The organism is uncultured Abiotrophia sp. (assembly GCF_963520105.1).
In the GTDB taxonomy this organism is placed as follows: domain Bacteria; phylum Bacillota; class Bacilli; order Lactobacillales; family Aerococcaceae; genus Abiotrophia.
Map to the genome: position 1 here is coordinate 45,562 of NZ_CAUQPN010000007.1, position 23,555 is coordinate 69,116.

Here is a 23,555-nt window from a genome sequence, read left to right on the forward strand (position 1 = left end):
GTCCAAGACAGGCTTTGTTATAATGAGAAAGTAAGCGAAAGGGGGCGACCGTATGACCATTACAGCACAGGAGATTTTGGCGCAAAGGCTCTATCATCAGGCCTTGCTTGAGTCTAAGTTGACTGGGACAGAGGTCTTGGCCAAGAGTCTGGGGATTCAGTCCCAGTATGTGACCCATGGCATCTATAATTACTTCAACCGTCTGGCTGATCCCAAGGCGGATAGCTATGCGGACTTAACAGAACAAGGTATTCTGGCTTGGGGCCAGCGGGGGACCTACCACTTCTATGATCGTCCGACTTGGGAGGCCTTGTCACTGCTTCTTTCGGAGACAGTCTCTTGGCCTTGGCATCATTTGGCTGAGCAAGGGGTAGAGGTGGCGGCCCAATTAGAGCGCCTGGCCGGCTATTTGGCTGATGGTCCTCTGACGCGTGAGGCCCTTAAGGATTGCTACGGTCAGGAAGAGTGGCGTCAACTCTTCCGCTGGGGTGGGCTCTTCTTGGCGGCTTCGCGTCAGGGCCAGCTCTATCAGACCCTGAGTCAGGGCGACCGACAAGTTCATTGGCAGGCAGCGCCAGAAGGCCAGGATCTGCAACAAGTCAAGCGTCAGCTGCTGGCGACCTATTTCTCTTTCTATGGTCCGGCGACTCTGGCGGATGCGGCCCATTTCTTCGGGGTGCCCCAGGCCTTCTTCAGTCAGGTGGACCTATCTGACTGGCCAAGTTGTCGCTATGGCAAGCAGACCTTCTACTATGAAAGCTGGCAGGATGCGGCCAAGTTGCCGACTGTCTTGGTCCTGGGCAAATTCGATGCCCTCTTAGTTTCCTACAAATCCAAGGATATCTTGGTAGAGAAGGACCAGCATCACACCATCTGGCGCAAAGCCGGCCAGATTCCGGCTCTGATTCTGATTCGGGGCCAGGTCAAGGGCGAGTGGAACTTGCGCCAACAAGGCGATCAAATCAGCTTCCAAGTAACTAGTCCCCAGCCTTTGGCAAAGGCTCACCAGGCCACCATCCGCGCCCGCTTCAAGGCCTTTGCCCGCTGGTGGGGCAAGAAGGTCAAGGCCATTGACTTTGTGGTGGAATCCTAATACTGATTGAGAGGTGAATGGTGATGAAACTTTTAATGGTTAATCTGCCTTTTTCGGGGCATACTAATCCAACGCTAGAGCTTGCTCGGCAATTGGTCAAGGCTGGCCATGGGGTTGGGTATATACATGCAGAAGAATGGCGCCATAAAATTCTAGCGACAGGCGCAGATTTTATCCCCTATGACCCGGTGACAACAAAAGGAAAATGGTTGGGTTCTGAGGTTCAAGCCTGGAATCAGGGCTATCAAACTCTAATCAGAGTGGGGGTTGACTATGATGCGTTGATTTATGAAATGCTTTTTCTGCAAGGTAAGCAAGCTGCTGACCAACTAGGGATTCCTGCCTTCCGTCTCTTTTCTACCTTTGCTTTGAATGAAGCGGTACTTAGTGATTTTGCCCATTCAGGTGGTTGGTACATGACCAAAGCTTTCCAGTTTCCTTGGCTTTGCCGTTTGATCGGTCGTAGATTGCAAAAGAAGCAAATGATTAGCCGAGGGGATATTGTAGCCGAGCTCTGTCATAATCAGCCCAAGTATAATTTCGTTTATACGCCAAGGGAATTTCAGCTCTATTCCGATCAATTCGCGCCGGAACTGTTTGACTTTGTTGGCGCGTCGATTCCTCAAGTAAGCAAACAGGATGATTTCACCTTGCCTGATATTAAGGGCAAGCTAATTTATGTGTCACTTGGGACCTTGCTTAACACTAGCCAGGCGGGCAGACGCTTCTTCAAACTCTGCATCGAGACCTTTGCCAATCAAAATGTCACCCTCATCCTATCGATTGGTCAGGGGCAGAATCTCGCTCAATATGGTTCTTTGCCTGATAATATTCATATCTATGAGCGGGTTCCACAACAAGAAGTCCTGCAGAAGGCTGACTTATTCATTACACATGGCGGCATGAATAGCGTTAATGAGGCCATTTATTTTGGAGTTCCCATGATAGTACTGCCGATTGGTAATGACCAACCTACTGTGGCCAAACAGGTGCAGGCTTGTGGCCTAGGGCAGGAACTCGCCATTCGATCTATTGACTCGTCTCATTTACAAGAAGCGGTGGAGGAAGTGCTCAGCAATCCACACTACGCTGACCAAGCCAGATACTTTGCTGAGTTATCAGTCCAAGCGGGTGGCAACCAAGCCATTGTTGCCAAAATTGAAGCTTTGATGTCTGAGCGGCAAGCCTAGACCCTGTTTTCTGCCAGTCAATCTGCTATAATATAGAAGTACAAAGAATTTACACAACGAAGGAAGATAGAATGAAACTGATCTCATGGAACATCGATTCACTCAATGCGGCCCTAACTAGCGACTCGGCTCGGGCCCAACTCTCCAAGGCCGTCCTAGACCAGCTAGCACAAGCAGGGGCAGACATTATTGCCATTCAAGAAACCAAATTATCGCCAACAGGTCCAACCAAGAAGCATGAAGAAATCTTGGCAGAATACTTCCAGGGTTATGCCCACACTTGGCGGTCCTCTCAGGAGCCAGCCCGCAAGGGATATGCTGGGACTCTCTTCCTCTATCGGGATAGCTTGAAGCCTAAGGTGACCTTCCCTGAAATCGGGGCGCCGTCGACCATGGACTTAGAAGGCCGGATTATTACCCTAGAATTTGACGACTGCTATGTGACCCAGGTTTACACGCCTAATGCGGGGGATGGCCTCAAACGTCTGGCTGAACGTCAGGTCTGGGATGCTAAATACGCCGACTACCTGGTTAGTCTGGATGCTAAGAAGCCAGTCTTGGCGACTGGGGACTTCAACGTTGCCCATCAGGAAATCGACCTAGCCAACCCAGGAGCTAACCGCCAATCTGCAGGCTTTACTGATGAAGAACGGGCTGGCTTTACCCATTTGCTCAGCCGGGGCTTTACCGATAGTTTCCGCCACCTACATGGGGACGTGCCGCATCAATATACCTGGTGGGCCCAACGCAGCCGGACCAGCAAGATTAACAATACGGGTTGGCGCATTGACTACTGGTTGGTATCTGATCGACTTGCAGACAAGGTGACCAAGTCCGAGATGTTGGATTCAGGGGCGCGCCAAGACCATACGCCGATACTGTTAGAAATTAATTTATAAGAGGAGGCAGTTCGATGACACACTATCCTGTGGAAAGCACAGAGCTCATGCCGGAAGATTTCTATGAGAGAGTCTTCACTCATGGCTATGAGACCTACTTCAATCAGCCTAAGCCTGAAGGCTTGGACCAGTCCTTCATCTGGCAGATGAAAGACGGGGAGCGCTTGGTGGCAGCTATGAATGGCAAGCTTCGTTATCAGGCCATGGAAATCGAGAACCTAGCTATCGACCCGGACTATCAGGGGCAGCGTTTGGGCAGCCAGTTTATAGACTATGCCAAGGATTATGCCCGTCAAGTCGGGGTGACCAGCATTCTCTTAACCACGCGGACCTATCAGGCCAAGGACTTCTATCTCAAACACGGCTTTGAGGTCTATGGCTTCTTGGAAGATGTCCCAATGCCAGGGGTCGGAGTCTACTATATGATTTATCGACTTAAATAAGCAAGCTGAGGTCGGGAAGGGATTCCCGGCCTTTTTTGCTATCACCTCTATCTATAATTAATATCATTAAATAATACAATCTTGACGATAAATATTATTGACAATCTAAATTAGAGAAGCTATAATAAGGATGTAAAGTAAATTGATTATAAATAAGAGGTGAGATCATGAAATGCTTAAAATACAATAAACGAATTATTGAGACCGTGCTCTGTCTGGGCTTTATCCTATTGGGACTAGTCTTTTTAGAAAGTCAACCTGTCTGGGGACAGGCAAGTTTTATTCTAGCTTTCTTGATTGGAGGCTATGAGCCAGCCCTGGAAGGCTGGAAGGAGTTAGTGGAGGAACGTCACCTTAATGTCGATGTCCTCATGGTCTTGGCTGCCTTGGGTGCGGGCATTATTGGTTACTGGCTGGAAGGGGCCTTGCTGATTTTTATCTTTGCCCTGTCAGGGACTTTGGAAGAATTAGCTATGAAGAAGAGCCAGGATGCCATTACAGCCCTCATGGCCCTACGGCCAGACAAGGCTTGGCGCATTCTGTCCGACGGTCAGTTGGAAGAAGTAGAAACCGGCGAGCTCATGATTGGCGACCGTCTGCGGGTCAAAAAAGGCCAGGCAGTGCCAATCGATGGTAAGTTAATCAGCGACTGGGCTAGTTTAGATGAAGCCATGGTGACAGGGGAGCCAATCCCAGCGGACAAGGCAGCGGGCGACCTAGTATTAGGCGGGACCCTCAATGTGGGCGCAGAATTGGACATGGTAGTCACCGTAGCCCAAGAAGATACCCTCTTCGCTAAAATCGTAGCCCTGGTCAAACAAGCCCAAGGCCAAAAGAGCCGGGTGTCTAGCCTGATTGAAAACTTAGAAGATACTTATGTTAAGGCGGTCCTTTTCCTGGTTCCGACCTTTATCGTGGCGGTCCACTTCTTGCTGGGCTGGTCCTGGTTGGATAGCTTCTACCGTGGCATGATTCTCTTGACCGTGGCTTCTCCTTGCGCCTTGGTGGCTAGCTCCACTCCAGCCGTTTTAGCGGCTATTAGCCGAGCTGCTCGTATGGGCGTCATGGTCAAAGGCGGTCAAATTATGGACCAAATAGGTGACATCAACCTAGTGGTCATGGATAAGACCGGAACCTTGACCCAGGGCCAACCCCAGGTGGAAGAAGCCTGGTTTGCGGAAGAGGCGACTGGCTTGAATGCCTTGGTGGCAACGGCTGAAGCGACCTCTACCCATCCTGTGGCTCAAGCCATCTTGAACTATGTGGGCGACTATCAAGCGGTGAATTTGGGTCAGCTTGAGGACGTGACCGGCCGAGGTTTTACCTGTGCCTATCAAGGGCATGACTGGCGGATTGGTAAGGCTGATTTCGTCTTAGAAGTAGTGGGGCAAGTACCTGCTGACTTAGAACAAGTCCTAGCCAAGCAAGAAGCAGCCGGCAAGACCTTGGTCTTGGTGTCTCGTGACCAAGCATTAGTGGCTTGGTATGCGCTCTTTGACCGAGTGAAGGCAGAGAGTAAGGCCACAGTGGAATTGCTACATGAATTAGGAGTCCAAGTGGTCATGATGACGGGGGACCACCAGGCAGCGGCCCAAACCATTGCTAATGATTTAGGTATTGACCAAGTGCAAGCCAACTGCTTGCCGGATGACAAGGCCCGTTTGGTGGCTGACTACAAGGCCCAAGGCTATTGTGTGGCCATGGTGGGGGACGGCATCAATGATGCGCCTGCCTTGGCTCAGGCTGATGTCAGCTTTGCCATTGGCTCAGGGACTGACATTGCCATGGAAACAGCGGACTGCGTCATTATGGACGATTTGACTCGGGTGCCTCAGGCCATTCGGCTCTCTCGTCGCATGAAGACCATTATTATGCAAAATATTATCTTCGCCTTGGCCGTCATTGTCTGCCTGATTGCAGCCAATGTCTTCCAAGTAGTGAGTCTACCGCTGGGTGTGGTGGGCCATGAAGGTTCTACGATTTTAGTTATTCTCAACGGCTTACGTCTCTTGGGTTTTCGGCATAACCCATCAGACCTTAAGTCAGTCCAAGCGGCACAAGTAGCCCAATAGGTAAGAGGCTGCGCCACTTGGAGGTGCTTTTCAGATGACTGGCTCACACTGTGTGTGGGGCCAGTCATTTTTTGTAAGCTTTTCCTTAGGCTCAGAATGTGCTATAGTAAGAGAAAGCAAGAAGGAGGGCCTTACATGAGATTATGGCATCAAGCCTTGATTGACAAGTTGCCAAGACAGCAGCTGCTAGGTCAGCATCGGGAGTGTGCGGCCTTACGGGGCAAGGGTTGGGGCAAACCCCACAGTGTGGTGAACTATGTCTTTGAACACTCGCCCTACAAGCTCTATGCCTACCACCGCCTGATTATGGAGGAAATGGTCCGCCGGGGCTACCGGCCGGACGACCAGTGGTGGGAGCCAGGCTATCGTGGCAAAGTTATGCCAGCTTATGAAGCCGGTCAAATCCAAGCTCAGCCACTGGGCTCTCCTATTTATGTGGAGCATGACGCGACTTATCTGGCTGAGTGCTTAGCTAATTTGCGAGCTAAGGGCATTGAATTAGAACCGGAAAACTAGAAGGGAGATTTAAATGATGATTAAAGAATGGAAGAAACTAGGGCTTTTAAGCCTGACTGCAACTATGTTATTGGGGGTCGGTGCACCGAGTGTGCAGGCTCAAGACCTGACCACTGATGAGCTGGTAAACCGGGTCATTAAGACTAGCCTCCAAAGCAAAAGCGTCCACACTAAGGTCAAATTTTCCATGACTCACAGTGATCTTGAAGAGAAAAATACACAGACCGTGCTAGATGGCGAGTTAGATGCTAGCCTTGACTTAGATAAAATGGCGGGCAAGGCTGAGTTTGGCTTGGCTAAGTTTCCCGGGGCAAGCAAAGTCAAGTTAGCTTTACTAGATGGCTACTTATATGGTAAGGCAGACGGTAAGGAGTTGGATCCAATTGACCTCAAGTCTCAAGTGCCAAGTTGGAAGTCAGACTTGGAGTCTATGCGTCAGGTGGAAACTTGGCTGTCGCCTCAAGACAGCGGGGAGCTAGCTAAGTATATCCAGAGTGTCCAAGAAGATCAGGGTTACCTCTTGCAATTATCAGAAACCATTGATGGTAAGCAGCTCTATCGTGACTATCAGGAGTTATGGGACCAGGTCAAGCAAGAGGCCTTGCACCAATTGCTGCTGGAGATTAGTAACCCTACCATCTATGGCGATTTTGCGAGCTTTATTGACTATGTCTTAAATGAAGAGGCCTTTGGTGCTTTCATGGCCCGTAAGCCAAAGATTCTGGTGCAGACGGACAAGGATTTCCGTGTAACCCATGTTACGATTGATTTTCAGTTTAGTATTGACCAGGGGATGGATCTATTCTCTGGCTTAACAGGAATCTTCCATGTCAAATTGGAAGCGGACTTGGACCAATATGACCAAGCTGTGTCAGTAGAAAAGCCTTAGGGCATTTGAGGAGGAAAGTAGATGAAATGGTTTAAAAAATTAAGCCTGCTAGCCATGGCCGGTGGCCTTTTGGCTGGTGGGGTGGCGCCAGCAAGCGTTAGTGCGCAAGCTCCGTCCCTGGACCAATTACTGAATGGGACCATGAAGAAGATGGTCAACACCCAGACGGTGCATACTAAGGGTGAGTGGAAGATAAGCAATACGCTCCCAAGCCAGGAGGAAGGTATCCTCATAGGCGGCCATTTTGAAGCAAATGTAGATTTGGACCAAGCGTCCGGATTCGGCTCCTTTGATTTGGGCAGTTTCTTGGGCGACTACCACTTAATTGCCTCTGTCAAAGACGGGCAGCTTCATGGCAAGGAGAACCATGAAGAAGAGGTCAGAAGTCTAGATATCAAGACTGAAGTTCAAGAATTTCAAGACTCGCTTAAGCATTTACGTAGCTTGGATCAATTCTATACGCCTGAAGAAATCGCCTTATATTCAGAGATTTACGAGGTTAAGGAGCTAGAGAATGGCTACGAGTTGCGTCTGAGAGAGGATGTAGATGGTAAGAAGGTTTACCGCGACCACGAAGCTGCGTGGAATCTATTAAGTGCAGCTGCGGTTTATGGGGCTTATCAATCGGACCACCCAACCGACTCCAAAGAGATTAGCACGGAACTCATTCGCTACATCTTTAACGAGGATGCTTTCGAAGCTTTCTTTGCCAGCAAGCCTAAGTTTAATTACCAAGTAGATAAGGACTTCCGACTTCAGAGCCTTGAAGTGGACATGGTCTTTACTGTTGAAGAGGGCAAAACGCGTCACTTGAACTATTTAGCAGGCACCTACCGTATTCAAGGTAAAATCACCTTTGACCAATACAACGAACCGGTTCAAAGTCCAAGACCTTAAGCCATCTAGCCCCCTGCATGAATCTGTAAGAATTTTTCATATTGAAAATAATCAAAAATGTGGAAATATAAGTGATTTCTAGAAGATGCTTGGAGCGTTATTAAATATAATTATTTCAAAATGGGCCAAAAGTAGGGCAAAGAACCATACAGATTCTATACTGTATGGTTCTTCTTTTTTATCTAACCAAGAAAGGTTAAAACCCATTAAAATAAATCCCAGTCAGATGTTGAATATTTTCTAGTCTGGGTCATGTAAAAATGAACAAAAATGAATTTCTATGATTAAGGCTAAGAGGATTATTTGCTAGAACAGCAGCCTGAAAGAGTCCAATTCTGATATAGAAGAAGCATGTCACGCATTACGCTGTTGCTCGTAGTGTCAATAAAATAAATAGACAATTTGGAAGTTTCAGTCTGGTTCGCAAAAAGAAAAGGAGTTTTCACTCCTTTTCACACGTTATATTTCGCTTTGCTTTTCTTTCTTTTGCAATCATATAGGTGCCAAGAATGACGAGTACGCCGAAAATGATACTTCCCAAAGTGATGTTCATAAAAGCAATTTTTTGAGGACTATCGGCTGTTCCGTACTCTTTCATCATCATACCAGACAACGGTATGATGGAATCCTTCTTTGGTATTCTTAAGTCTGAGATGTTTTATGGTTATGAGAAAACATTTAAATCACTTAACCAATTGGAACAAGCTATTGTTGACTACAATGAGTACTACAACAACAAACGAATTAAGGTAAAACTAAAAAGGGCTTAGTCCTGTGCAATACAGAACTAAATCCTTCACTTAAATTATTTGTCTAACTTTTTGGGGTCAGTACAAACAGTGCTTTTTTTGTTGAAATCGCAAAAAATCCAAGCTTTCTTTTTGCAGATAACATTCGCTCTTTTATTTTCGGTATGATTGAGTCGATGCCCCGTTCTCGACCGGTTATTATTGCAGCTTATCGAATGCTAGAGCACTATGCCATCACTTTTTGGAAGAATACTTGGAGCAATTCTACGCAGAATGGAATGCGAAAAAGTGATAATTAAAGAGACGAAAAAGCTGAGAATATGATTTCCCAGCTTTTTTGAATGCGATAGAAATAGCAACTAGACTATTTACGAAAGGCCTCAATAATGTAGGTGAAGCCAGTAACTAAAAATGAAAAGGCAATGACATAAACGACAAAGACACCTGTAGCCACTGGATTGAACAGAATCACTAGACCTAGTAAAAATTCAAGCAAGGCTACCCACGTGATATTGCTACCAATAATAGGGAAAATCAATCTTAGACGATTGCCTTTAAAGAAAGCAATAATGGCTTCTACAATTAACCAAATTCCTACAATGGTCGGAATGACGACCGGCAGGGTCACAAAGCCATAAGCAACGAGGTAAAGAGCTAAGAGAAGACTAACAAATCCTTGGAAAAGATAAACAGGTGAGCGAAGCTCTTTTGGTGCAGAGAAATAGCCTAAAATAGCTGCTATAGAAGAAACCAGTAAACCAAATGAAATCCACCAGCTGTAAGCAACAAGATTAGCTACTGGGTTTGTAAATAGGAAAAGTCCTAAAAGGGCAAAAACAACTCCTGCAAGGAATAGCAGTAAACGATTAGAAAATTTCATTTCAATACCTCCGATATAGTATAGTTTGATATTAAAGTTATTGTACCTCTTTTTATAAAAAATGTCAATAAAATAAATAGACAACTTGGAAGTTTCAGTCTGGATCGCAAAAAGAAAAGGTGTTTTCGCTCCTTTTCACACTTTATATATTTCGCTTTGCTTTTCACGCTTTTGAAATCATATAGGTACCAAGGATGACAAGTACGCCGAAAATGACACTTCCCAAAGTGATGTTCATAAAAGCAATTTTTTGGGGACTATCAGCTGTTCCATACTCTTTCATCATCATGATTTGCAAGAATCGGTAGTAAAGCAGCTGTTGCAAAAAATATTCCACCTTATGCTATCGCAGTCGGAAATCCAGTGCGTGTTATCAAGTACCGCTTTGACGAAGAGACGATTGCTTTTTTGGAAAAACTTAAATGGTGGGATTTTTCAGAAGAACAGCTCGACGCTGCTATTCCGTACTTGACGAGTGTGCATTTAGAAGAGGCAAAGGAAGAGTTGATGAGAATTAAGCAAGAAATGAAATGATACGAAGATAGTGTATTATCAGAAAGGATTCGTTAAAAATGCGATAAACTCGCAACAAATTTACTTTGGAAAAGTAAAAAAGCCTTTAAATAAAGGCTTTCAGAGTGAGGACAAAGTCCTTATAAAAGTGTCTTCTAAAGATTTTAACTCCAATCTGAAGCGAGGTTATCCTCGCTTTTTCTATTTATCAAACAATTCCTTATTTTCAATCAAGAGTTCTAGTGGAGATTTTTCTCTTGCTACAATAAAATCGGGTTCATATTGGGTATGAAATGTTCTGTTCTGAGAAGTTGGATCAATATACAACTCTTCTCCATCTTCTGTGTATAGTTGGTTGCCCCGTGTTAGATAGAGTAAATCTTCTAAGTGCTGTCCATCAGTTGGAGGAGCGCCATGTCGTGTTGGGGCTCCAACGCGACGTGGTGGAGGCGATGAACTTGGTTTTTGAGCGAAAAAGGAGCCAAAAGGTGCAGCCACGTCGCATTGGAGGAGGGCGATGTCGTGTTGGGGCTCCAACACGACGTGACTGCGGGCACCCGCCCCATTTGTCACGCAAAAAGATAGGGCGCCTATCCAAACTTGTGTTATAATGAAGGTGTAAACAATTTTCAAGGGGGCATTAGGATGAATCCAACCTTAAGTTATCTGCAAGAACTTCTAGCTATCGCGTCGCCTACGGGTTACACGCGCGGCGTTCAGGACTATTTGGTATCGACTCTGGAAAAAATGGGCTACCAACCGGTACGCACTTCCAAAGGACTGGTACATGTGACGGTGCCGGGCCAGGACGATGACCACCACCGCATCGTGACGGCTCACGTTGACACCTTGGGGGCCATGGTGCGCGCGGTCAAAGGCGACGGCCGGCTCAAGCTGGACAAGGTGGGCGGCTTTCCTTGGAATATGATCGAAGGGGAGAACTGTACCGTCCATGTGGCGGCCACCGGCAAAACTGTATCTGGGACAATTCTCATTCACCAGACTTCTACCCACGTCTACCGTGATGCGGGGACGGCTGAGCGGACTCAAGACAACATGGAAGTCCGCTTAGATGCCAAGGTTACCAACGAGGAAGAAACCCGCGCCCTAGGTATTGAAGTGGGTGACTTTGTCTCCTTCAACCCACGAACCACCATCACCGACACAGGCTTCATCAAGTCTCGCTTCCTCGATGACAAGGTGTCTGCCGCTATCCTGCTTAACTTGTTGCGCCGTTATAAGGAAGAGGACATCACCCTGCCGGTGACGACCCAATTTGCCTTCTCGGTCTTCGAGGAAGTGGGACACGGGGCTAACTCTAGCCTGTCGGACAAAGCGGTGGAGTATCTGGCGGTTGACATGGGCGCCATGGGTGACGACCAGCAGACCGACGAGTATACGGTCTCTATCTGTGTCAAGGATGCTAGTGGCCCTTACCACTATGAATTCCGCCAACACCTGGTGGAGCTAGCTAAGGCCAAGGACATTCCTTATAAATTAGACATCTACCCATTCTACGGTTCCGACGCCTCGGCCGCTATGTCAGCGGGTGCCGAAGTCAAGCACGCCCTCTGTGGTGCCGGCATCGAGTCCAGCCATTCCTATGAGCGGACCCATGTGGACTCCGTGGAGGCGACCGAGCGCTTGGTGGATGCCTATCTCTTGAGTGATTTAGTCAAGTAAGATGATAGGGAAGTGACGAGTGTGACCATTACCTTTAGAGAGATAACAAGCGACAACTACTCCCAAGTCTTAAATCTCAAGATTACTCCAGAGCAAGAGGCGGCCAAATTTGTGTCTCCTGTCGTCCGATCCTTGGCAGATGCTTGGTTTTACCGTGCCGAAGGCATTACCTATCCCAAAGCCATTTATGCAGATGAGGATTTAGTTGGCTTCATTATGTATGAATTGGATCCAGAGGAGCAGCATGTCTTTGTTTGGCGCTTCCTAATTGACCAAGCCTTCCAAGGCAAAGGTTACGGCCGGCAGACCATTGAAGCAGTAGTTGAAATGGCCAAGCAGCAAACCCAGATGACCAAGGTGGTGGCCGATTACGTGGACGGTAACGAGCCTATGAAGAAGATTTTGCTAGGTCTAGGCTTTGACCCAGATATCAATGAACACATTATGGTCTATCAGTTATAAGAAGAAAAGGTCCCCTTATGATTAGATAAGGGGGCCTTTTGCTATAAATGACTATATATGTGTCTAAATTTATGGTATAATATAGCCATTCAAGGAGGTGGCGTTGATGAAAATTATTCCCATGCGCGATTTAAAAAACACAGTGGCAGTTGAAGCGTATTGCCAAGAGGAACAAGGCCCAGTCTTCGTCACTAAGAATGGCTACGGACGACTAGTCGTCATGGACATTGAATACTATGAGAAGACCCTCCTTCAAATGGAAGAAGCAAAATTTCTATATCAAGGGCTGGAAGATATTCGAGAGCAGCGTCTAAGAGACGGTGAGTCCCTTATCGCGGATATGAGGGAGCGTTATGACCTATAGTTATGAGTTCACTCAGAAGGCAGAAGAAGATTTAGAAGTGATTCTGGACTATCTGACCAAGGAACTTAAGAATCAGCAAGCTGCTAAAAAGTTTCTTGATGCACTCCATGAGTGTTTGAAAAACTTGCTAGTTTTCCCAGAAAGCGGGGAGCGGATGCGCAATCCCTATTTGCCAGCTATAGGCATTCGACGGAAAATCATTGGTCACTATATTGTCTACTATGCGCTATATCCCAAAGAACAAAAGCTGCGGATTATCCGACTAGGACATGGTTTTCAGGATCAAGCGCATTTGTTTATGGACCTTAAGTCGCATTAAACCAAGCAAACGCCATCGCTAGGTCATCATACCGAGCCGATGGCGTTTTGTTTATTCCTAATCCTCCATATCAAACAGCAACTTATACTTATCCAAGATAAGCTTCAATTCTTCTTGAGATAGTCTTTCCTCTACCTTAGCGACACCTCGCGCCGCCAAGTCTAGGGTCATGGTCTGGTCTAGCATGACCTTGCCCTGAATGGTGTGGGTGCTAGTCAGCTCATGATAGGTGGGAAAGTTGCGACTAGTGGTGGTGATGGGGGCCACGATGGTCAAGCCACTGAACTTAGTCAGGAGGCTATGGCTTAGAGCGAGAGCCGGGCGACGATGCTTCTGCTCGTGGCCCTTGCTGGGGTTGAAGTCAACGTAGAAAATATCGCCTTGTTTGATTACCATTCTAGTTCCTGACCTTTCGCCTGGCCCCAATCAAGTTCGCCTTCTCGAACATCGTCTTGATCCCATTCAGCAAACAATTCATGAATGGTGGAAGGTTGCTTGTGCTCAGGACTTAGGCGAATGCTATTGTCCTCGACAGAGACCAGTAGAGTTTGATTGTCTAATAGATTTAGCTTTTTGAGAATGGCAGCAGGTAGGCGCACGGCCTTAGAATTGCCCCATTGGGATAGTGTGGTCCGGTATTGTGCTTGTGACTCCATAAAATCACCTCTCTTAATGTATATACTAAGTATATACCTATCTAGAGTGTCAGTCAAGCCTCCCCTCCAAGTTGAAATTTCCTTTCAATCCGATTATAATGAATTTGTAAAGGGTTACAGATAACCCTGCGCATTCGCATCGCAACTTATGCAAGATCATGTCAGACCAGGAAAGGAGGTAGCCAGGCCAGGAAGGGCCACGAGTCCCTTGGAAGAAGGGACCAAAGGAGTGAGTCAGGAGGATTCCGATGCGAGACTTCTGAAGCACCTAACAATCAAAGGAGGTCTTTGTACCATGTTTAAGTTGTTACAAAAAATCGGGAAAGCCTTTATGCTGCCAATCGCTATTCTGCCGGCAGCCGGGCTATTGCTGGGGATTGGGGGCGCCTTGTCGAATCCGACCACGGTAGCGACCTATCCTGTATTGAATAATCCAAGCTTACAAGCTATTTTCCAAGTCATGAGTTCGGCCGGCGAAATTGTCTTCGCCAACCTGTCCCTCCTGCTCTGTGTGGGTCTCTGTATCGGCCTTGCCAAGCGCGACAAGGGGACGGCAGCCCTAGCTGGGGTGACCGGTTATCTGGTCATGAAAGCCACCATTGGTGCCTTAGTCAAACTCTATATGGCAGAGGGTTCGGCCATCGACACTGGGGTCATTGGCGCCATTGCGGTCGGTGCCTGTGCGGTTTGGCTCCATAATCGCTATCATAATATTCAGTTGCCACAGGTCTTGGGCTTCTTCGGGGGCTCTCGCTTTGTGCCTATCGTGACATCTTTTGCCTCAATCTTCTTAGGGGGCGTCTTCTTCCTAATCTGGCCACCATTCCAACAATGGCTGGTATCAACTGGGGACTACATTTCCCAAGCGGGTCCGTTTGGGACCTTCCTCTACGGCTTCCTCATGCGTCTCTGTGGGGCAGTCGGCTTACACCACATGATCTACCCAATGTTCTGGTACACGGAGTTGGGTGGGGTGGCTCAAGTTGCGGGTCAAACCGTAGCCGGGGCACAAAAAATCTTCTTCGCCCAATTGGCAGATCCAAACCACACAGGTCTCTTCACCGAAGGCACTCGCTTCTTCGCTGGCCGCTTCTCAACCATGATGTTCGGTTTGCCAGCTGCCTGCTTGGCTATGTACCACTTGGTGCCAAAAGACCGTCGTAAGAAATATGCAGGTCTCTTCTTCGGGGTTGCCTTGACCAGCTTTATCACCGGGATTACAGAACCAATCGAGTATATGTTCCTCTTCGTGAGTCCCTTCCTCTATGTGATTCACTCCTTCCTGGATGGGGTCAGCTTCTTCATTGCCGACATCCTCAACATTTCCATCGGGAACACCTTCTCTGGTGGGGTCATCGACTTCTCCCTCTTCGGGATTCTGCAAGGGAATGACAAGACCAACTGGCTCTTACAAATTCCATTTGGCTTAATCTGGGCCGGCCTCTACTATGTGGTCTTCCGCTGGTTCATCACCAAATTCAACGTGCCAACGCCAGGTCGTCTGGAAGAGGACTTGGACGAGGATGCTAAGCCAGTTGTCGACACCAAGGACAGCCTCAAGCAAGATTCCGTTAGAATCATTGAAGCCCTAGGGGGTCCTGAAAACATTGAAGAAGTCGACGCCTGCATCACTCGCTTGCGTGTATCAGTCAAAGATTCAGGCAAGGTCGACAAGCCAACCCTCAAGGCCATCGGTGCCGTCGATGTCTTGGAAGTCCATGGCGGCATCCAAGCAGTCTACGGGGCTAAGGCTATTCTCTATAAAAACAACATCAACGAGATTCTGGGCGTGGATGACTAGGAGATTTATCAAATTAGTAAGGCCAGCTATTTAGGTAGCTGGCCTTAATCTTATTCTTCTTATCTATTGACCTAGTACTATACAAGTGGTAGGGTAAGCATGTGATAAAAAGTGGAGGAGGCTAAGTGATGAGATTTTGGCGAGGTCTAAGAAAACTATTAGCCTATGTGCTTTTAGCCATAGTGCTAGTTACATTAGGTGTCTATCTTAATCATCGTCTTGCCCTATCTAGAGAGGCTAATGATTTATCGCCGATTGGTAATCGAGTTGAGGTTGAGGGTAAGCAGTTAAATGTCTATGTGACTGGTTCGGGTAGCAAGACACTGGTTTTGTTAGCTGGAGGGGGCACAACATCGCCTATTTTGGACTTTAAGGCGCTGACGACGCAATTAGCGCCGGATTATCGCATTGTCATAGTCGAGCGGCTCGGTTATGGCTTTAGTGATGATGGGGATAGTCCTAGAGATATAGAAACCGTGAATAGACAGACACGTCAAGCGTTGCAAGCGTCTGGTATTCAAGGCCCTTATGTTCTAGTGGCTCATTCCATGGCTGGCTTAGAGGCTCTCTACTGGGCCCAAGAGCATCCAGAAGAAATTTCTGCTATTGTTGGCCTCGATATGGCCATGCCACAAAGCTATGACAAAGTAAAGGTTCCAACTTTTGTAGTTAAGGTAGGGCAAATGCTACTTGAGTTAGGCTATGGGCGTTTTCTTTATCCTGCAGAGAAGGCAGCTCCTGCCCTTGAATCAGGCCATCTGACGCAAGCAGAAATAGCGAATTACAAGGCACTTTTTTATAAGCAGGCCTTGACGACTGCTATTGGCAATGAACTTGAGATGTCAGCAAGCAATGCTAAGCAAGTTTTAGACAAGCCTCTGCCAAGCGTCCCTATTTTACTCTATGTGTCTAATGCAAGTGGGACCAGCTTCTCTAGTGAGGCTTGGTACCAAATGGCGCAAGATAGCTTTGGGCAAGTGCCTAATGCGACCATTAAACGCTTGGATGTGGGGCATTATGTGCATGATTATGCGCCCGAAGAAATTGCGACAGGGATAGGCGAATTTTTGAAGGCTAACAACTAAGTTGTCACTAGCAAAACATGGTTCTATTGATTAGGCGGTTGTCATGAGCAATAAAAACCACTACCATAAAGATATACTGGCACCCAACTACAGTCATTCAGACCAGCTAAATCAGCAAGCACCTCAGGATTTAAGAGTACAAGATAAGTCACTAACTGCCCAAGCAATCAACAAAAGCAGACGCATTGCGCATGATCCATCGGAACCAAGCTACTCTACAATCGATTCTTTGCGGGAAGCCTTAGACCAATAAAATGTTCATTCAGCTACTTAAACCCAAGACACCCACCCGGGTGTCTTTCTTTATGCCGGCTTGAGATTTTGTTATAATAAGGAAGCAACATAGGCTGGCTGACACCTAGTTTAACCCTCCCCAGCCAGCAGACAAGGAGGTCCGGCTTATGCAATGGACAGATCTTTTATCTACTGCCCGTCTATCGGGTAGCTCGACCCAGCATCGTAACGAATTTGATGATGACTACAAACGAATTGTGACCAGTCCGTCTTTCCGACGGTTGCAGGACAAGACCCAGGTCTTTCCCTTGGAGCGGATGGATTTTATTCATACGCGCCTGACGCATTCCCTGGAGGTGGCTATGATTGGCCGGACCCTGGTCTCGGAGATTGCCCTTAGTCTGGCGGATCAGCTGGAAGGCGTGGCAGATTCAGAGCTGGCAGTCAGCCAGCAGGAATTCATTGTCCGTCAGGCCGACATCGCTCGTATTGTCGAGTGCGCTAGTCTCCTGCACGATATTGGCAATCCGCCTTATGGTCACTTTGGGGAGGATATTATCCGTCAGTGGTTCAAGAAGCGCCTGCCAGCCATTCTGAGCGAGCAGCTGGATCCCCAACTGGCCCAGGACTTTCTGGCCAGTGACTATGTTCATGATCTCTATCATTTTGAGGGCAATGCCCAGGCCCTGCGGATTGCGGCCAAGCTCCACGACTTCAAGGGCAGCTTTGATGGCCTGGATTTAACCGTGGCGACCCTCAATACCATTCTCAAATACACACGGGCTTCCCACCAGCCTAAGACCGGCGCCATCACCCATAAGAAGGTGGGCTACTTCCATGCTGAGGTCGACCTCTTCCAAGCCATTACTGGCCAAACGGGGGCGGGCAACCAACGTCATCCGCTGACCTTTATCCTAGAAGCGGCTGATGATATTGCCTATCTGGTGGCCGATATGGAAGACGCCCTAGGCAAGGGGGTGCTGACCTTCGCCATGGTCAAGGCGGACTTGCTAGCCAGCCTTAAGCAGTCAGCCCAAGACAGCCAGGCTTCGCGCCAGGTGGTTTACATTCTGGAGACCATTGATGAAGAAATCTTCAGCATCAACCGCTTCTTCGAGCACCTGCGCAATGTCTTGATTGCCGGCGCCACCCAGTCCTTCGTGAGACATTATGCTGACTTAATGGCCGGGACCTACGACTTTGATCTCTTCAAAGACTCGGATGTGGCGCCGCTCTATGCCCAGTTGCGGTCTATTTCTGAGGAGCGAATCTATGACCACAAGTCGATTCTGCGCCTGGAAATAGCGGGCTATTCGACTTTGACCTATCTGCTGGATAGCTTCGTGCCACCACTCGTAGCTTACGATACAGCGCGCCGACTAGACTATGTGGACCTTAAGAAGATTGGCATTATTTCCGAGAGCCAGAAGCGGTCCTACCATTACTTTGCGCAAGGTAGGTCAGAATTAGAGAAGCTCTACTTGCGCCTGCTCTTGGCCACGGACTTCATTTCAGGCATGACCGACAGTTATGCCCACCAACTCTACTTAGATATGGTAGGTATTTCCTAAATCTTATCACTCAGCTCCCTCATAGCAGGGGGCTTTTTTTGATGCTGGCACACTATTTAACAAGTAGTGCAATATTTTTTCATTATACTATTGACAATCATTACGATTGGGTGTAAGATGCTAAACGTAAGAATTACCATTATATATAAAAGGAGTCATCATTCATGACTAAAAAACGCATCCTCTTATGGGGGATTAATGGCGCCATTCTCTTGAGCGCCGGGGCCGGTTTGTGGGGCCTTAACCAAGATCTCAGTCAATCTCAAGCCCGTTTGCAAGAGGCCCAAACGGCCATGTCTCAGGCCGAAAGCGACAAGGGCCAATTATCTAGCGATCTGGCCGCAGCCCAAGCCGAAAAAGAATCCTTGGCTTTGGATAAGCTAGAGCTAGAATTCAAGGAAAAAATGGGCAAGCAAAAGGTCATCGTGGGTAAGGTCTTTGCCAACGGCTACCTTAAGAAACACGGCAACCACTATCACTTTGTCTATGGTAAGCCACCAGTGGACGCCATCTATGAAGACCAGGCCCAAGCAGGGGCTAGCAGCTCAAGAAGGGGTGGGGACGATCACTATGTCTTTAACCCAGCCGATATTGTCGAAGAGAATGCGGATGGCTATGTAGTTCGTCACGGTGACCATTTCCACTTTATCTCCAAACGGGACTTGGCCAATGCGCCAACTGTGCCTAATGCCCACACACCAGGAGGCTGCCGCCTAGTGCGGATTCCTCACGGCGACCATTTCCACGATGTCTTGGATTGCGGTCAAGGCTTAGGCAATCTGTCCTTCGATGATGAGCCAGTCAGCCCAAGACCAAATGGCCCAGTCGCTAGTCGGCCAGCCAGCCCAAGCCAACCTGTAGCGCCAAGTCATCCAGCCGATCAATTGACCCGACCAAGTCAACCAGCGACGCCAAGTCTGCCAGTGGATCAGCCAGCTAGTCCAAGTCCGGCTCCGAGTCAACCAGAACAACCAAGCACGCCACAAGGTCCGACTTCCCTCTTGACCTTAGATTCTCCTGAGATTCAAGGGCATCTGGATTACATCAGCTATGCCTATGGGGTAGAGCGGGACACCATCAAGTTGCAGGCCGTCTATGATGATGCCGGCAACTACCGAGGCCAAGTCTTTGCCTTCCAAAATACGGAACAAGGCCAAGACAAGTCTCACATCCATCCTTGGGTAGTGCCACTCTGGACTTTGGAAGTGCCTAGTCAGGATTCAAGCATTGACCCTGAGTTACGCTTTGCCCGCGAACTAGCAGGCCTTGCCAAACGCATGGGGATTCCTCAGCGCATTATTCGCATTCGCGATGGCTACTTCGAGGTGCCACATGGTGACCACAGCCACAATATCCGCATCCGCAATGTGGAAGGAGCCAAGGCTTATGTAGCCAACAAATTGGCCAGCCTGCCAAGCATCCATGTGCCGGGGGATTTGGATGAAGCGACAGTCAAAGCTTATATTGCCACCCTGCGCCAAGTCGCTAGCCAACGTCTAGCCGGCCAAGAAGTGGCCCTAGCCCGGATTGATGCCGGTTTACAGGATATTGAAGAAAGCCTCAAGGACAAGGGCAACTCGACCCAAGGCTTCCTCCAACTCTTAGACCGCTTTGCCGCCCGCTACATTTTCCAAATTGAAGACAATAGCGACAAGCTATCTGAACGCCTGGCCAAACTGAATGCCCAACACGAGAGCATCCTAAAGGCCATCAGCGAGCTGAACTTGACTAACTATGGCGTGACTGCCGACCAATTGCGGGAACAAGCCAACAAGGCCATTGAAGCCCAAGACGCAGTGGGCTTAAGCCGCTTAGCAGCCTATGTGGCGGCCCTCAAGGACGCCAACGACCGGCCTGGGGTTGAAGCCATGAAGCATCTCTACTTCTTGACCCAACACGTCCAAGACAAGCCATTGTCTTATGACTTGCGGGAACAAGTGTCAGATATTATTGCCCGCCTATCCAAGACCAATGCCGTCTTCGGTGGGGATGACCCGGCAGAACCGCTCTTCTCGCCAGCTATCTTGGCTAAACAAGCCATCGAGCTAGCGCACGCCCAGTTCAATGGTAAGGTCGACACCCGCGTAGGCGACAAGTATAAGGCCATTACCCAAGCCGGGGAAGATGGTGGCCCAAGTATCTTGGAAAGCAACAAGTCCTTTACTTCCGAAGTCTTAGAAGACGCTGACAAGGACAAGAGCCTGCCAGTGACTAACTTTGAAGAGGACAAGGCAAGCGAGGCCTCCTCATCTTCAGACCAAAGCTCATCCCAGTCTTCTTCTAGCTCAAGTACTAATGTAGCCAGCGATCAGAAAGACGAAACAACTTCAAGCAACTAAATCAAGTCCCCTCTATGAAAAACCACCCCCCATCAGCGGCCGAACTGATGGCAGGGTGGTTTTTAGCTTGGCTGGCTAGGATTCAAGTTCCTGAGCCAAAATATGGAGAATAGCTTGTGGACTCGGGGCCTCTTTTAGCGCTTGCTTGACCGGTTGGCGCATTAGAAGCCGGGCTAGCTGGGAGAGAAGCTTGAGGTGGGTAGTTCCTGCTTGAGAATCAGGAATCATGAGACAAAAGATAAAGTCAATGGCTTGGCCATCCATGCTTTGCCAGTCAATGCCTGAAGTTAGTTTCAAAATTATGACCTTAGCTTCCTTAATGCTCGCATCCTTGGCATGAGGAATAGCAAATCCATCCATCATGCCAGTTGTCCCTAGGGCCTCGCGCTCTTGCAGATTGGCTAGAACTGCCCCTGAATCTGTGGCGACACCCAGGGCCACTGCTTGCTTGGCCAGAAAATCGAAGACAGCTGCCTGACTTGTCAGTGTCTGGTTGAGGTAAATAGCGTCATTTGAAAGTAGCATGCAATTCTCGCCCCCTACAATTTAGGTTCTGGACGAGACAAGCCCAAGAGGACCGCCCCAATGACAGAACCAATCAGGATAGCTAGGACCCATAATAAGGGATGTGTCACGACTGGTAGGACTAGGAAACCACCGTGAGGCGCAGGAACTTGAACCTTGAAGAGATAGGTCAGGATGGCTGCGACGGAAGAACCAATCATCATAATAGGCATAGCTCTGAGTGGGTCTTTGGCTACAAAAGGAATCGCCCCTTCGGTGATATGGGTACTACCCAGGATGAGGTTGACAATCCCTGCATTACGTTCACTGGAATCGAAGCGTTGGCGGAAGAGTAAGACCGCAATCCCCGTAATGAGTGGTGGAGCAATGCAGGCTGCAGAGACCCCAGCCATAAAGGCCGTATTGCCTTGGGCTAGGAGAACGGTCCCGGTGACATAGGCTGCCTTATTAACCGGACCACCCATGTCGAAGGCCGACATACAGCCCACGATTAGGCCCAGGATAATCGGGTTAGAGTTTTGGAAACCTTGTAGGAAGGTCATCATGCCTTCATTTATGCCAGCCATTGGAGTGACTAGCCACATCATAACCAGCCCTGTAATCAGCACTCCGAAGAGTGGAAAGAGGAAGATGGCTTTGAGCCCGTCCAAGGTCTTAGGTAGGCCCTTGAAGACGACTTCTAAGAGGCGAATGGTATATCCAGCCAAGAAACCACCGACGATACCGCCTAAGAAGCCGGCACCGCCAGTGCTGGCAATGGTCCCTGCCACGAAACCTGTGACGAGGGCAGGGCGTTTACCAATACTCTGGGCAATGTAGGCTGCTAGTACGGGCGTCATGAGACCCATGGCTGTGCCCCCAATGTCCTTAAGTTTAGCGGCAATTGGATTGTAAGATTCATGATTAGGATCGAAGGAATAAATCCCGAATAAGGCAAAGGATAGGGCAATCAGCACCCCACCGCCGACCACGAAGGGGAGCATATGCGAGACCCCATTCATGAGGTGCTTATAGATATCTCGCCCAAAGGATTGGCCGCCAAGGTTTGGGGCACTAGTCCCTAAGAGAGCATCTTCCGCTGCCACTTGTTGGTTGGAAGGGTACTTGACTTGGCCTTGTCCCGCTAGCGCCTGTTCAATCAGTTGGGCGGCTTGCTTAATGCCTTGACCAACGGAGACGTCAATGATGCGCTTGTCCACGAAGCGTTCAGCCTGGACATCCTTGTCAGCGGCAATAATGACCGCCTTGGCATCCGCAATTTCTTGGGCCGTTAATTCATTGTCGATCCCCATTTGACCATGAGTTTCGACCTTAATCGTAACGCCAGCCGCCTTAGCTGCTTGTTCTAGGGCTTCTTGGGCCATAAAAGTGTGGGCAATCCCGGTTGGACAACCGGTTGCCGCAATCAAATCATACTTGGTCATGCAAATTCCTCCTTATAAATATGTAAGCTCTATGCTTTTACTGAGTTCTGCTACATCTGAGAAGTCTGTCAGTCCAGGTCGAAAGGCTGTCGAACTGCCCGCTGCTACGGCCTTGACTAGAGAAGCTTCATAGGATAGCCCTTGTTGGCGACAGCCGATGAAGGTTGCTAATAAGGTGTCACCGGCGCAAGCCGTATTGACGACCTGGCCTTGGGGCGCCGAAGCTTTAAGGGCTAGTTCTGGCGTCAATAAGAGGGCACCGTCCGGACCTAGTGATAGTAAAACCTGGCGGGCGCCCTTGGCTAAGAGCTGACGACCATAATAGATGAGCTGATCTTGGTTAAGGGCTTCTTCCTGGAACCAGTGGGCTAACTCTTCATCATTAGGCTTAATCAGGGCGGGGCCATAAGGCAAGAGGTCCAAGACTACCGGACTGGAGATATCTAGAATGAGTTGGAAGCCTTGAGCTTGGGCAGCTTGGCCGATGGCCAGATAGGTGTCATCGGTGACGCCTTGGGGGTGACTGCCAGAGATGACTAGGGTGTCTTGGGGTTTAAGCTTTTTAATCTGGGCTAGGAGTTGCTGGATATGGTCAGGACTTAGACTAGGCCCCTGATTCACCAACTTATACTCCAGATTTTGGCTAGTGACGCGGGTGAAGACATTGATGCGGTTAATCCCAGGAATAGGGATGAAGGCAGTCTGGATACCCGCTGCAAGCAGTTGGTCTGAGATAAAGCGGCCCGTAAAACCTGCGCTAAAGCCAAGCGCCGTTGAGTCTAGGCCCAGTTTCTTAAGGATGAAGCTGACATTGACGCCCTTGCCATTGGGCTGGTAATCTGCCTCTTGGGTACGGTTGACCACGAAGGGGACTAGGTCTTGAGTTTTGATGAAGAGGTCAATGGCCAGGTTCATGGTACAGGTATAAATCATTTAATCACCTCCTTGGTT

General features: G+C 48.5%; 25 protein-coding genes and 2 pseudogenes. 19 read left to right on the forward strand and 8 right to left on the reverse strand.

Going from position 1 to position 23,555, the window contains the following annotated elements; genetic code table 11:
* The first annotated feature begins 52 nt into the window (after window positions 1–52).
* From RWO08_RS07390 to RWO08_RS07425, 8 genes are all read left to right on the forward strand, one after another.
* Window positions 53–1,093 carry a DNA glycosylase AlkZ-like family protein gene (locus RWO08_RS07390; RefSeq protein WP_314211648.1) on the forward strand — a complete coding sequence of 347 codons (1,041 nt, stop codon included), beginning with the start codon at window positions 53–55 and terminating at the stop codon, window positions 1,091–1,093.
* Between the two features lie 23 nt (window positions 1,094–1,116).
* Entirely contained in the window at window positions 1,117–2,283 is a 1,167-nt protein-coding gene (locus RWO08_RS07395; protein ID WP_314211649.1) for a nucleotide disphospho-sugar-binding domain-containing protein, read from the forward strand.
* A gap of 71 nt (window positions 2,284–2,354) precedes the next feature.
* Complete coding sequence (locus RWO08_RS07400) at window positions 2,355–3,182, forward strand: exodeoxyribonuclease III (RefSeq protein ID WP_314211650.1); 828 nt, start codon at window positions 2,355–2,357, stop codon at window positions 3,180–3,182.
* A gap of 14 nt (window positions 3,183–3,196) precedes the next feature.
* Complete coding sequence (locus RWO08_RS07405) at window positions 3,197–3,625, forward strand: GNAT family N-acetyltransferase (protein ID WP_070755953.1); 429 nt, start codon at window positions 3,197–3,199, stop codon at window positions 3,623–3,625.
* A 167-nt stretch (window positions 3,626–3,792) separates the two neighbouring features.
* Complete coding sequence (locus tag RWO08_RS07410; protein WP_070755951.1) at window positions 3,793–5,697, forward strand: heavy metal translocating P-type ATPase; 1,905 nt, start codon at window positions 3,793–3,795, stop codon at window positions 5,695–5,697.
* A 135-nt stretch (window positions 5,698–5,832) separates the two neighbouring features.
* On the forward strand, window positions 5,833–6,213 hold the full coding sequence (locus RWO08_RS07415) for a TIGR02328 family protein (protein ID WP_314211651.1): 381 nt from the start codon (window positions 5,833–5,835) through the stop codon (window positions 6,211–6,213).
* Window positions 6,214–6,226: 13 nt separating this feature from the next.
* Window positions 6,227–7,102: a hypothetical protein gene (locus RWO08_RS07420; RefSeq protein WP_070755947.1), complete on the forward strand. Its 876-nt coding sequence runs from the start codon at window positions 6,227–6,229 to the stop codon at window positions 7,100–7,102.
* A gap of 21 nt (window positions 7,103–7,123) precedes the next feature.
* Window positions 7,124–7,999, forward strand: coding sequence for a hypothetical protein (locus RWO08_RS07425; protein ID WP_070755946.1), 876 nt, complete (start codon window positions 7,124–7,126; stop codon window positions 7,997–7,999).
* Between the two features lie 442 nt (window positions 8,000–8,441).
* On the opposite strand, the gene RWO08_RS07430 is transcribed toward RWO08_RS07425, so the two are convergent.
* Window positions 8,442–8,603, reverse strand: a complete 162-nt coding sequence (locus tag RWO08_RS07430) for a hypothetical protein (protein WP_180363273.1) — start codon at window positions 8,601–8,603, stop codon at window positions 8,442–8,444.
* A 1-nt stretch (window position 8,604) separates the two neighbouring features.
* Between RWO08_RS07430 and RWO08_RS07435 the strand changes: the two are divergent.
* A pseudogene (locus RWO08_RS07435) lies at window positions 8,605–8,803 on the forward strand (IS3 family transposase); the annotation flags it as partial.
* Between the two features lie 309 nt (window positions 8,804–9,112).
* On the opposite strand, the gene RWO08_RS07440 reads toward RWO08_RS07435, so the two are convergent.
* Window positions 9,113–9,628, reverse strand: coding sequence for a DUF308 domain-containing protein (locus tag RWO08_RS07440; protein ID WP_314211652.1), 516 nt, complete (start codon window positions 9,626–9,628; stop codon window positions 9,113–9,115).
* A 363-nt stretch (window positions 9,629–9,991) separates the two neighbouring features.
* Between RWO08_RS07440 and RWO08_RS07445 the strand changes: the two genes are divergently transcribed.
* Window positions 9,992–10,162 (forward strand): hypothetical protein, encoded by a 171-nt coding sequence (locus RWO08_RS07445; protein ID WP_023391680.1) that lies wholly within the window; start codon window positions 9,992–9,994, stop codon window positions 10,160–10,162.
* Window positions 10,163–10,342: 180 nt separating this feature from the next.
* On the opposite strand, the pseudogene RWO08_RS07450 reads toward RWO08_RS07445, so the two are convergent.
* Window positions 10,343–10,543: pseudogene (locus RWO08_RS07450) on the reverse strand (XRE family transcriptional regulator); the annotation flags it as partial.
* Between the two features lie 243 nt (window positions 10,544–10,786).
* Between RWO08_RS07450 and RWO08_RS07455 the strand changes: the two are divergent.
* From RWO08_RS07455 to RWO08_RS07470, 4 genes are all read left to right on the forward strand, one after another.
* A complete protein-coding gene (locus RWO08_RS07455; RefSeq protein WP_314211653.1) occupies window positions 10,787–11,824 on the forward strand; it encodes a M42 family metallopeptidase in 1,038 nt (345 codons plus the stop codon).
* 21 nt (window positions 11,825–11,845) lie between these two features.
* Complete coding sequence (locus RWO08_RS07460; protein ID WP_314211654.1) at window positions 11,846–12,286, forward strand: GNAT family N-acetyltransferase; 441 nt, start codon at window positions 11,846–11,848, stop codon at window positions 12,284–12,286.
* 106 nt (window positions 12,287–12,392) lie between these two features.
* The gene (locus RWO08_RS07465; RefSeq protein ID WP_314211655.1) at window positions 12,393–12,650 is read left to right on the forward strand and encodes a hypothetical protein; all 258 of its coding nucleotides are present in this window, start codon (window positions 12,393–12,395) and stop codon (window positions 12,648–12,650) included.
* The gene (locus RWO08_RS07470; protein WP_314211656.1) at window positions 12,640–12,969 is read left to right on the forward strand and encodes a type II toxin-antitoxin system RelE/ParE family toxin; all 330 of its coding nucleotides are present in this window, start codon (window positions 12,640–12,642) and stop codon (window positions 12,967–12,969) included. The genes RWO08_RS07465 and RWO08_RS07470 overlap by 11 nt, the downstream gene beginning before the upstream one ends.
* A 57-nt stretch (window positions 12,970–13,026) precedes the next feature.
* Here the strand turns inward: RWO08_RS07470 and RWO08_RS07475 are convergent, their stop codons facing one another.
* Both RWO08_RS07475 and RWO08_RS07480 read right to left on the reverse strand, forming a co-directional pair.
* On the reverse strand, window positions 13,027–13,365 hold the full coding sequence (locus RWO08_RS07475; protein WP_314211657.1) for a type II toxin-antitoxin system PemK/MazF family toxin: 339 nt from the start codon (window positions 13,363–13,365) through the stop codon (window positions 13,027–13,029).
* Window positions 13,359–13,625, reverse strand: a complete 267-nt coding sequence (locus RWO08_RS07480; protein WP_303885341.1) for an AbrB/MazE/SpoVT family DNA-binding domain-containing protein — start codon at window positions 13,623–13,625, stop codon at window positions 13,359–13,361. The genes RWO08_RS07475 and RWO08_RS07480 overlap by 7 nt, the downstream gene beginning before the upstream one ends.
* Window positions 13,626–13,920: 295 nt before the next feature.
* Between RWO08_RS07480 and RWO08_RS07485 the strand changes: the two genes are divergently transcribed.
* From RWO08_RS07485 to RWO08_RS07505, 5 genes are all read left to right on the forward strand, one after another.
* Entirely contained in the window at window positions 13,921–15,426 is a 1,506-nt protein-coding gene (locus RWO08_RS07485; RefSeq protein ID WP_314211658.1) for a PTS transporter subunit EIIC, read from the forward strand.
* Window positions 15,427–15,554: 128 nt separating this feature from the next.
* Window positions 15,555–16,511, forward strand: coding sequence for an alpha/beta hydrolase (locus tag RWO08_RS07490; RefSeq protein ID WP_311468480.1), 957 nt, complete (start codon window positions 15,555–15,557; stop codon window positions 16,509–16,511).
* A 43-nt stretch (window positions 16,512–16,554) separates the two neighbouring features.
* A complete protein-coding gene (locus tag RWO08_RS07495; RefSeq protein ID WP_023391690.1) occupies window positions 16,555–16,764 on the forward strand; it encodes a hypothetical protein in 210 nt (69 codons plus the stop codon).
* A gap of 148 nt (window positions 16,765–16,912) precedes the next feature.
* Window positions 16,913–18,316: a dGTP triphosphohydrolase gene (dgt, locus tag RWO08_RS07500; protein WP_314211659.1), complete on the forward strand. Its 1,404-nt coding sequence runs from the start codon at window positions 16,913–16,915 to the stop codon at window positions 18,314–18,316.
* Between the two features lie 164 nt (window positions 18,317–18,480).
* Window positions 18,481–20,655, forward strand: a complete 2,175-nt coding sequence (locus RWO08_RS07505; protein WP_314211660.1) for a pneumococcal-type histidine triad protein — start codon at window positions 18,481–18,483, stop codon at window positions 20,653–20,655.
* Window positions 20,656–20,730: 75 nt separating this feature from the next.
* Here RWO08_RS07505 and RWO08_RS07510 read toward each other — a convergent pair whose 3' ends face one another.
* From RWO08_RS07510 to pfkB, 3 genes are read right to left on the reverse strand one after another with little or no spacing between them, the layout of a single operon-like run.
* Window positions 20,731–21,180 (reverse strand): fructose PTS transporter subunit IIA, encoded by a 450-nt coding sequence (locus RWO08_RS07510; protein WP_314211661.1) that lies wholly within the window; start codon window positions 21,178–21,180, stop codon window positions 20,731–20,733.
* Between the two features lie 14 nt (window positions 21,181–21,194).
* The gene (locus RWO08_RS07515) at window positions 21,195–22,604 is read right to left on the reverse strand and encodes a fructose-specific PTS transporter subunit EIIC (protein WP_314211662.1); all 1,410 of its coding nucleotides are present in this window, start codon (window positions 22,602–22,604) and stop codon (window positions 21,195–21,197) included.
* 12 nt (window positions 22,605–22,616) lie between these two features.
* Window positions 22,617–23,537, reverse strand: a complete 921-nt coding sequence (pfkB, locus tag RWO08_RS07520) for a 1-phosphofructokinase (protein ID WP_314211663.1) — start codon at window positions 23,535–23,537, stop codon at window positions 22,617–22,619.
* Window positions 23,538–23,555: the final 18 nt, after the last annotated feature.